The organism is Acinetobacter sp. MD2(2019) (genome assembly GCF_035615615.1).
Lineage (GTDB): Bacteria > Pseudomonadota > Gammaproteobacteria > Pseudomonadales > Moraxellaceae > Acinetobacter.
The window spans coordinates 1-1,201 of sequence record NZ_VTDU01000060.1 but is presented as its reverse complement, the minus strand read 5'-3'; the positions used below and the strand labels follow the sequence as shown (position 1 = coordinate 1,201).

The 1,201-nt window shown below is 34.7% G+C and carries 2 protein-coding genes; one reads left to right on the top strand and one right to left on the bottom strand.

Features of this window, described 5'->3' with window-relative positions; genetic code table 11:
* On the top strand, window positions 1-175 hold a 175-nt coding region (locus I2F62_RS13040; RefSeq protein ID WP_420713765.1), incomplete at its 5' end, for a LysR substrate-binding domain-containing protein.
* A gap of 37 nt (window positions 176-212) precedes the next feature.
* Here I2F62_RS13040 and I2F62_RS13035 read toward each other — a convergent pair.
* Window positions 213-827 carry a superoxide dismutase gene (locus I2F62_RS13035; RefSeq protein ID WP_324627412.1) on the bottom strand — a complete coding sequence of 205 codons (615 nt, stop codon included), beginning with the start codon at window positions 825-827 and terminating at the stop codon, window positions 213-215.
* Window positions 828-1,201 lie beyond the last annotated feature (374 nt).

The window sequence follows — 1,201 nt, the reverse complement described above, 5'->3', positions numbered from 1 at the left end:
TTACACCAACTTGTTAGATCCGAATTTATTTGCTGCTGTACAACTAAAAAATCCAAGTATTCCTTGGCATTTGGTCATGGCTTGGAAAAAGAATAGTGCGCATTCTCCTGCAGTTCAGGCGTGGCTACAGGTTGTGCGCGAACATTTTCAAGCATTTCATAGCACAAAAGGATAAATCACTTATCCTTTTGTATTTATATCTATTTTAAGCATTAATCGGCTAAAGCCGCCTGATAACGACGTAAAACCTCATTCCAATCAATCACATTATAAAATGCTGCAATATATTCTGGTCGGCGGTTTTGATATTTTAAATAATACGCATGTTCCCAAACATCTAAGCCCAGAATTGGGGTATTGCCCCAAGTTAAGGGCGAATCTTGGTTGCCACTACTTTCAACCACAAGTTTTTTATCTTCTGTTACAGATAACCACGCCCAACCGCTACCAAAACGACTTAAAGCAGCTTGAGTGAAATCTTGCTTAAATTTTTCAAAACCACCCAATTGCGTTTCAATGGCTTCTTTTAAAACGCCAGTCGGTTCTCCCCCACCTTGTGGGCTCATGACTGTCCAAAATAATGAATGATTGGCATGCCCACCGCCATTGTTCATTGCCATGCCTTTTAAGGTATTTGGAAGTTCATCTAGCTTAAGTAGCAGCGTTTCAATGGGAAGATTATCCCAAACTGTATTTTCAAGGGCGGCATTAATATTATTAATATAGGTTTGATGATGTTTACTGTGATGAATTTCCATGGTTTTGGCATCGATATGTGGCTCAAGTGCATCGTATGCGTAAGGAAGTTGTGGCAACGAATATGACATAATACTACCTACTGTTAATAATAATCGTTTTCATTTAATATTAATTCTTTTTTTAGTGCAAGTGTTTTATTTACAACATTTCAGTCACCTAACAAACAATGCAACACACAGGCTTTTTCTGTAAATGTAAATGATCAATGCAGAGCCCTTTCTATTGCCGAAATGGTATGATGTAAGCTTATATTTTATCCTTTATGCAAAAATAGAACATTGAGGCAACCATAATCTAATGCTTAATTTTCAATAATATAATTTATTACATTATACTTTAGTTTTAAAAGTCTTTTATAAACATATATTTAAATTTAATATTTCTGCATATTTTTGAGTTTTCTTGCCAATTGTTAAAAAATCCATTTTTTATACACATATAT